At 52.5% G+C, this 8,302-nt stretch carries 5 protein-coding genes; 4 read left to right on the plus strand and 1 reads right to left on the minus strand.

Going from position 1 to position 8,302, the window contains the following annotated elements; all coding sequences use genetic code 11:
* The first annotated feature begins 320 nt into the window (after positions 1-320).
* The 3 genes from CRP01_RS41295 (at position 321) to CRP01_RS41310 (ending at position 4,431) form a co-directional block, all read left to right on the plus strand.
* Positions 321-2,510: a B12-binding domain-containing radical SAM protein gene (locus tag CRP01_RS41295; protein WP_099155971.1), complete on the plus strand. Its 2,190-nt coding sequence runs from the start codon at positions 321-323 to the stop codon at positions 2,508-2,510.
* 364 nt (positions 2,511-2,874) lie between these two features.
* Positions 2,875-3,429 (plus strand): hypothetical protein, encoded by a 555-nt coding sequence (locus CRP01_RS41305; RefSeq protein ID WP_099155973.1) that lies wholly within the window; start codon positions 2,875-2,877, stop codon positions 3,427-3,429.
* Positions 3,430-3,546: 117 nt separating this feature from the next.
* The gene (locus CRP01_RS41310; protein WP_099155974.1) at positions 3,547-4,431 is read left to right on the plus strand and encodes an MBL fold metallo-hydrolase; all 885 of its coding nucleotides are present in this window, start codon (positions 3,547-3,549) and stop codon (positions 4,429-4,431) included.
* A gap of 37 nt (positions 4,432-4,468) precedes the next feature.
* On the opposite strand, the gene CRP01_RS41315 is transcribed toward CRP01_RS41310, so the two are convergent.
* Complete coding sequence (locus CRP01_RS41315) at positions 4,469-5,386, minus strand: TlpA family protein disulfide reductase (RefSeq protein WP_170110764.1); 918 nt, start codon at positions 5,384-5,386, stop codon at positions 4,469-4,471.
* Between the two features lie 357 nt (positions 5,387-5,743).
* Between CRP01_RS41315 and CRP01_RS41320 the strand changes: the two genes are divergently transcribed.
* Positions 5,744-7,948 carry a DUF5682 family protein gene (locus CRP01_RS41320; RefSeq protein WP_262510361.1) on the plus strand — a complete coding sequence of 735 codons (2,205 nt, stop codon included), beginning with the start codon at positions 5,744-5,746 and terminating at the stop codon, positions 7,946-7,948.
* Positions 7,949-8,302 lie beyond the last annotated feature (354 nt).

The raw sequence follows: 8,302 nt of genomic DNA on the forward strand, positions 1-8,302 counted from the left end.
AAGTAGGCAGGAAACTAGTCCTGCCTACACGGGATGATTACTACTAGAGTAACCTCCTTTGGTAGCTTTAAACTAATATTTTTTTTTCAAAGAACTCTTGGTTTTTTACACAGCACCTTAGCGGTGAAGACAAGCTTTATTAATTTTCAATGTTCGATACTAGTACAGGCGGAGCGGCAGCTATAGTCTTTTGGACAATACGGCCTATCGGTTGACAAACGAATTTCCGGATAGCACCTGCGGGTAATTTTACCCGATGCAATAGGCGCATAATCGTTCAAACCCGGCTATCTTTGCACCAACCAATTTCGAATCATAGCTTGAAAACACTGCTGATCACACCACCGTTTACCCAGCTCAATACGCCCTATCCCGCCACGGCCTATCTGAAAGGCTTCCTGGCCACCCGGGGCATTGCTGCCCGGCAGGCTGATCTGGGTATTGAAGTGATCCTGCGCGTGTTTTCCCGCGACGGACTCGAAAAACTATTCGCCGCTATTCCTTTAGATGCAGAAGTCTCCGAAAATGCACAAAGAATTATCCAGTTAAAGGATTATTACCGGCAAACCATCGAACCGGTCATCCGCTTCCTGCAGGATAAAGACCCCATGCTGGCGCATGTGATCTGCGATGGGGAATATTTGCCGGAGGCCGGGCGCTTTGCCCAGCTGGATGATCTGGAATGGGCCTTCGGCTCGCTGGGTATCCGCGATAAAGCCCGGCACCTGGCTACGCTTTATCTGGAAGATCTGGCCGACCTGATCAAGGAACTGGTTGATCCCCATTTCGGCTTCAGCCGCTACGCCGAACGGCTGGCCCGAACGGCTACATCTTTTGATCCGCTCTACGATGCCCTCCGGCAACCGCTGACCTTTATAGATGAATTTCTGCTGGAAATACTGGCCGATAAAATGGAGCAGCAGCAACCGGAAGTAGTCGGCATGAGTATTCCCTTTCCGGGCAATCTCTACGGCGGGCTGCGTTGCGGACAGTGGATCAAACAGCACTTTCCGGATACCCGGATCATCATGGGCGGCGGTTACGTCAATACGGAACTTCGATCGCTGGGCGATGAGCGGCTTTTCGAATTTGTCGATTTCGTCACGCTGGACGACGGCGAAGCGCCCATCTGGCACCTCTTTGAATATTTCAGTGGCACACGGAAAATGCAGGCGCTCAAACGCACCTTTGCCCTGCAACACGGAGTCGTCCAGTACTTTAACGGTTCGACCGAACTGGACGTACCGCAGCGGGAAGTAGGCACGCCGGATTACGGCGATTTCCAGTTGGATCAATTCCTTTCGGTGATCGAGATCGCCAATCCGATGCACCGGCTCTGGAGCGACGGCCGCTGGAACAAACTTACCCTGGCCCACGGTTGCTACTGGGGCAAATGCAGCTTTTGCGATGTCACGCTGGATTATATCAAGCGTTACGAACCGGTCAATGCGGCCCTGCTCTGTGATCGTATCGAAACCATTATCGCCCAAACCGGGCAGCGGGGTTTCCATTTTGTTGACGAAGCGGCGCCGCCGGCCCTGATGCGGGACCTGGCGCTGGAGATCATCAAAAGAGGCATCTCCATTTCCTGGTGGACCAACATTCGTTTCGAACAAAGCTTCACCGAAGACCTCTGTCATTTACTAGCCGCCTCCGGCTGTATTGCCGTTTCCGGAGGGCTGGAAGTCGCCTCCGATCGCCTCTTGGCCCTGATGAAAAAAGGAGTCACCGTGGCCCAGGTGGCCCGCGTTTCCCGCAATTTCACTGCAGCCGGCATCCTGGTGCATGCTTATCTGATGTACGGATTTCCGACGCAGACCGATCAGGAAACGATCGATTCCCTGGAGATGGTCCGGCAGATCTTTGAGCAGGGTATTGTTCAATCCGGATTCTGGCATCAGTTTGCCATGACGGCCCACAGTCCGGTAGGGCTTTCTCCGGCGCAGTATCAGGTAACCGAGACCGGACCGGGGCACGGTAGTTTTGCCAATAACGATCTATACCACGATGATCCTTCCGGCGCGGAACACGAACGCTACAGTGAAGGACTGAAAAAATCTCTGTTCAATTATATGCACGGCATCTGCCTGGATTATCCGCTGCAGGAATGGTTCGATTTTAGGGTACCGGAACCCAGTATTCCCCACGATTACATCTACCAATCCATTTTGGACGAGCCGGAGAAATACCCCAATCCGAACAGCAAGCTCATCTGGCTGGGGGGGAGCCCGTCGCTGTACGCCATCGATAAGCGCAAAAAAGGGAAATGGGTCAAATACGGTGCCCTGGATTTCCACAATAAAAAGACGAGCTGGACGCTGCAGCTGCCCGTACCGGAAGCGGAATGGCTGGAGAACATTCTACCGCAACTGGTGCCGGATTTCGCTTCGCCCTTCACCTTCCGACAGTTGGAGGAAAACTATGCCGCCTCTCAACTCGGCTCCTTCCATGATTTTTTTGCAAGTGAAGCCTGGCGGCAATTGCGGGAAAACGGGCTGCTTATAGTGTGATCCCCCTCCGGGCCTACCACTTTCATTCCATCAATTTCCGGTTTCCCGCTATAGCCAAATGAATGCCCTCTTCCCTCGCAGCGGGATACTCAAAAATGCCGCTCAATCCTAAATTCCCGTAGTTGTGCACGACTGTCCGACTTAGTTTGCAGGAAAATTCACCTAAAAAACCAAATGTCATGTAAGTCTTCAAAACCATCATTTCCCTGTTTTTCTTCGCGCTGCTACTGGCCCCCGGTCAGAGTTGGGGACACTTTTGAAGGCAACTACATCCTTTTTCACGGGCGATAATTGGGATTAGTGCCCGTTCTGATGCATATTTAACGAGCAGTCCCATTTTAGTCATCAAATTTATGCCAGCCTTATGCACTACCGCGTAATGCGCCCCGTGAACGGCCTTGCGCCCGCTTACGAAGATACCGCCGGTTGGCGGGAACGTTTCCGGTTGACGGGCATACCGCAGGTCATCGATTATTGCTCTCCCAGCGGAGCCTTTCTGGAAGATCTGTCCGGACTACCCGGGTCCTATAGTAGCGATAACTTCGACTATATCCGGAGTCAGAAAACTTTTTTGATCAATAACCTGAACTATGCACAAATGCTGGCTGCCCGATCTCCGGGCAGTCGTATTTTTGGCCTGATCTTCGATCCGCAGGCAAAGGATCTTACCGAAGATACCGAGCTATTGGGTTTCGACCTGCTCGATCAGGGCGGCCACTATTCATTACTGGAGTATCCCGAACCGCTGGAAGCACAATTCGGGAGGTCGTTGATCAATCAATTTGCCCTAATTTCCCAACTGACAAAAGCCAGAGCGGTAAAACAATTTCTTCGTACGCATTTCGGGGCGACCGACTGGCACGCCCAAACCTGCGAGGTGTGGGCGGTCTTCCGTGTACAGCCGGCGCCGATCGCCTGATGCTTCCGGTCTTTAATCCGAGTACCGAAAAACTATCCGCCCGCCGGGGTGTACGGAACCTTATCGGGACCGGAAGCGTTGCAGTCCCAGTAAGATCAACCTCCAAGCGGTACTGAAATGAATTCCGAAGAATTGCGCATTGCCGGCTATTCCACAGCTTTATTTTCTACCTGGTTTTTTGTAGAATCCTACGGACTATTGTTCGATGCGGGTGACGGCCTTTCTTCGGCCCTACTGCAGAAAAGCCGGAAGATCAAACACGTCTTTATTTCCCACGCCGACCGGGATCATCTGGGCGGATTATTCCAATTCCACCAGTTGAATGGTCGTGGAGATTTTCCCAGAATCCACTTTCCGGCCCACAGCGGTTCCTTTCCGGCGATTGCGGATTTTACCCAAAGATTTGATCCCCATGTCCGGGAAAGTGTGTGGATCCCCATCCATGCGGGTCAGGAATTTGATCTGCACAAAGGACTGGCCGTGCATTCAGTAAGGAATGAACACATCGATCTGCCGGCACCGATCACCAAAAGTCTCAGCTATCTGCTGGTCAGCAAAAAAGAGAAACTGAAACCGGAATTTCGTCACCTCAGCGGCCAGGAGATCCGAAAGCTAGCCGATACCCACGGCAGAGCTCACCTTTCCCAGACGGTAAGCAGCAAACTGCTGGGCTATTCCGGGGATACTCCGGTCAGCCATTTTGAACACTGGGATAACACGGAGATCCTGATCCACGAAGCTACCTTTCTGGGCCCGGTCGACAATCTGAATAATCGCTCCAATAAGCACAGTTACCTGGAGGAGGTACTGCAAATGGTCTCGGAACTGCGGATCGGGAAACTCATTCTGAGCCATTTCTCTTCCCGCTATTCCGCCGAAGAGATCGATGCAACTATTAAAAAGCTCGCAAAAGCGTACCAGCTTCAATTGCCTATTTACCGCATCCTGCCCGGAGAGACGAATTTTGATATTTTACGGGGAGAGCCGGTTTACGAAGGCTGAAGACCGCTAGTTACAGAATGGCAAAGCTCTGCGGCCCTTATTCCAATAATTTCCGGATCGTTGCCAGCAAAAGCTCGCGGTTGTCCTCCACACTCGAATTATAGCGGACAATGCCTTTTTGGTCAATTATGATGTGCTTGGGGATCTCCTGCACCCGGAATTCATAGGCCAGTTCTCCCCCAATCCTCAATCCATCCCGGATGTGCATCCAGGGCAGATCGTGCTGTTGGAGATACTGTTGCAATTGCTCCGGATCATCGTCCCGGGAAACGGCCAGGAAAACGAAATCATCATTTTCGCTAAACTCCTCATAAATTGCCCGCATTTCCGGCATATTTTTGAGACAGGGTAGGCACCAGGTGGCCCAGAAATCGATGAGGACTACCTTGCCTTTGGTGTCCAGCGCCCGATCGTACAGATCAGTCGGGGGAATGGCGGGTGCCGCATCGCCGATCTGCAATTCAAGCTGATGGGTAATAAAAGCCGCGATCGTTTTATCCGAAGTATTTTCCAGAAAGTTGGTCAACCGCTCATTCAGGGCCACTCTGCTATCGGTGCTGGTCTTCAATACCGCTCTTTTGTACAAGGGATAGGAGGCGATCCAGAGATTAGCGGAAAAGTTATTAGTGGTGAAAACGGATTGGATCTCTTCGTAAGCTTCCATGCGGAGCAGGATAAACAACTGGTGCAGTGCAGCTTTTTCGCCGGTACTTGTTCCCCGGTGATTTTGGTAGTATTCGTACAAAGCCGAGGCGTATTGCGTCCGCTGCCGGGCAGCGATCAGGGTAGTATCCTTATCGAGCGCCATAGTGTTGGACCAGTAGGTGTCAATGGTATCGTTGAATGCTCCGTCGCTAGGCTCCGCTTCCACAATGGCCAGAAAATAGGGTTCAACATTTTGGGCGGACAGGTAAAAGCCCCATAATAACAGGAAAGCGCATAGTAAATATTTCATCATTATTTTTTTAGAATGTTTAATCGTTCACAGGGCTCCGGATCATTATAATATCTTCGTACTTGCTCAGGGATCTATGGCTCTTTGTCTAAAAGGTAAAGGTTCTATAAAAATAAGTTTTTTCACCTATCAGCCTCCTTCCATCCGTTAGGCGGGAGAAAGAAAATTTCACAATTTGTAATACACACTACTTCCGATCCCCAACCAGGATCTACAAACATTTCTTTAATTTGCAACTTTCGTAGGAAAGATGCTAGTTGACCCACCATCTATCCCTACAAATATTTAAAACCATCCGCCATCCTGCACATTTTCGGCATACGACACCACGGTCCGGGTTCGGCCCGGAGTTTACAGATTGCGCTCGAGCAACTGCAGCCGGACTGTATCCTGATCGAAGCGCCCCAGGATGCGGAAGGCGTGCTGAAGCAACTCGGACACGAGGGTCTGGAACCACCACTGGCCATTCTTATTTACAATCCTAAAAATCTGCAGCAGGCCGCTTACTATCCATTCGCAGAATTTTCTCCGGAATGGCAGGCCCTGCAGTATGCCCACCAAAACGACGTGCCGGTGCAGTTTATGGACCTGCCGGCCGGCTACAGTTTTGCCCTGGAAGGAGTCGTCGAAAATCAGTTCGAACTTTTTCAGGGAGAAGAGACCGCAATGCCCGTATCCGAACACTGGCAGCAGGATCCGTTGGGTCAACTGGCCCAGATCGCGGGCTATTCCGATCGCGAACGCTGGTGGGAAGTCACATTTGAACAGCAATCCAACGAGTTAGCTATTTTCCCGGCCATCACCCAGATGATCGACGCCCTTCGCTTTCCCCCGGCCCGGGAAGAGACCGCAGAAACCATTCGCCGGGAAGCCTTTATGCGGGAAACCATTCGCAAAGCCCGTAAATCGGACTACGAGAAGATCGCGGTAGTCTGCGGTGCCTGGCACGCCCCGGTACTCGAACGGATCGACGAATACACGGCAAGTAGTGATAAAGCCATCCTGCGGGGTTTAAAAAAGTTAAAGGTAGCCGCTACCTGGATCCCCTGGAGTTATCCGCGACTGGCCCGCAGCAGCGGTTATGCCGCCGGCGTTATCTCTCCGGCCTGGTACGAATTGCTGTTTCAAAAACGCGGGGACACCGTAATCCACTGGATGGTCAATGCCGCTCAATTGCTTCGAAAAAATGACCTGCAGGTGTCTCCCGCCCACGCTCAGGAAGCCAGCCGGCTCGCGCTGACCCTGGCCGGACTGCGGGAACGGAGCGTACCGGGTCTGCAGGAGTTGGAAGAGGCCGCACTCAGCATTCTCTGTGAGGCCCAGACCAGCCGCATGGACCTGATCCGCGAGCAACTGGTGATCGGGGATCGCGTGGGCCAGGTGCCGGAAGATATTCCCGTGCCTCCCCTGCAAAAGGACATCGAGCAACTGCTGAAGTCTACGCGCATGAAGTCCTATTGGGGTAAAGAGGGCAAATTCTGGCTGAAGGCCACCAAAAGCAATCCCTATGGCTTCATCGATCTGCGGAAAGACAACGACCGGGAGAAAAGCCTGCTGCTCCATCGGCTGCTGATTCTGGATATTCCCTGGGGCAGTCAAAAATCCACCAGTGATCTGACCAAAAGTGGATTCAAAGAGATCTGGCAATTGCAGTGGAAACCGGATTTCGCCATTCTCATCATTGAAAAAAGTGCGCTGGGGAATACCCTGCTGGAGGCCGCTACCCACCAGGTGATCCAGGAGGCCGGTCTGGCCGACAACCTGAAAACACTAACAGAACTGGTGCTGCAGATGCTCCAGGCCGATCTCAGTGCGGCCATTGCACCCGTGATGGAGATCTTCCAGCGTATGGTTGCCGCCGCCCGCGACGTGCAGATCCTGCTGGCCGGCCTTCCTCCGCTGGTAACGATCATTCGCTTCGGCGATACCCGCCAAACGGACGTTGCGGCCGTAGAACAGGTGCTCAATGAGATCGTGCCCCGCATCTGCCTGGGATTACCCGGCATCTGTCAGGGCATCGAAGAGGAGGTCGCCCGGGAGATCTTTCAGGATATCGTCCGCGCGAACCACGCTCTGGCCCAACTCAACCGTGAGGATTTTACGGATGACTGGTACGCCGCTCTGCAAAAGATCGCGGATGCCCGCCAGAGTCAACCCCTGCTGCAGGGTGTCACCGCCCGGCTGCTGTTCGACAAAGGACTGGAAACCCATCTGGAAAGTGAAAAGCGCATGCATCTGGCCCTCTCCGCCGGACAATCCATTCCCGATGCCGCCCAGTGGCTGGAAGGCTTCCTCTACGGCAGTGGATTGATCCTGATCCATTACCCGCCGCTCTGGCAATTGCTGGACGACTGGGTACGGGAGCTGCCGGAAGTCACCTTCCCCGAAATACTGCCGCTGCTCCGTCGGACTTTTTCCTCCTTCTCCCCTACCGAGCGCAGCCGGATGCTGCAACTGGCCAAAAAAGGTCGTACGGAGGCCGGACAGGAAGAGCTGAATCCGGAAGCGGTTCCCGAAGCGGCGCTTCCCCTTCTGGATACCATCCAAATGTTGCTGGGCTAGTACGTTTGCCGGAAGTACCGTCTATATCCCGAATTGCATAAACCAATGCTCAACGATAGTTACAATTGGGGATACACACACGGAGGCCATAGGGCAATCGCATTAAATGAACAAATTCGAAAAATTAGGTTGTACACCTAGAAAATAATCAGGTAACAAGCCTATTTTGGAACAAAATGTCGAGGTTAGGCGGGTTGGGAAGCGGCCAATGCGGTGGGTGAGGGTGATAGCCTTATGTTGGGCATAGGATTGGCCGGAGTTTTTGGCTCTTTTTGCGATCAAAAAGAGCGGAATGAATTTAATGCAATTGCCCTACTCTGAACCTTTGAGCAATCGCGTTTAGATGCTTTTTCA

The sequence above is a fragment of the Flavilitoribacter nigricans DSM 23189 = NBRC 102662 genome (genome assembly GCF_002646595.1).
Taxonomy (GTDB): Bacteria; Bacteroidota; Bacteroidia; order Chitinophagales; family Saprospiraceae; genus Flavilitoribacter; species Flavilitoribacter nigricans.

What these genes read in the sequence shown, in the direction of transcription:
- CRP01_RS41305 (WP_099155973.1), top strand. Translation starts at nt 2,875, where the DNA reads ATGCACTACCGCGTAATGCGCCCCGTGAACGGCCTTGCGCCCGCTTAC.
- CRP01_RS41310 (WP_099155974.1), top strand. Translation starts at nt 3,547, where the DNA reads ATGAATTCCGAAGAATTGCGCATTGCCGGCTATTCCACAGCTTTATTT.
- CRP01_RS41315 (WP_170110764.1), bottom strand. Translation starts at nt 5,386, where the DNA reads ATGAAATATTTACTATGCGCTTTCCTGTTATTATGGGGCTTTTACCTG.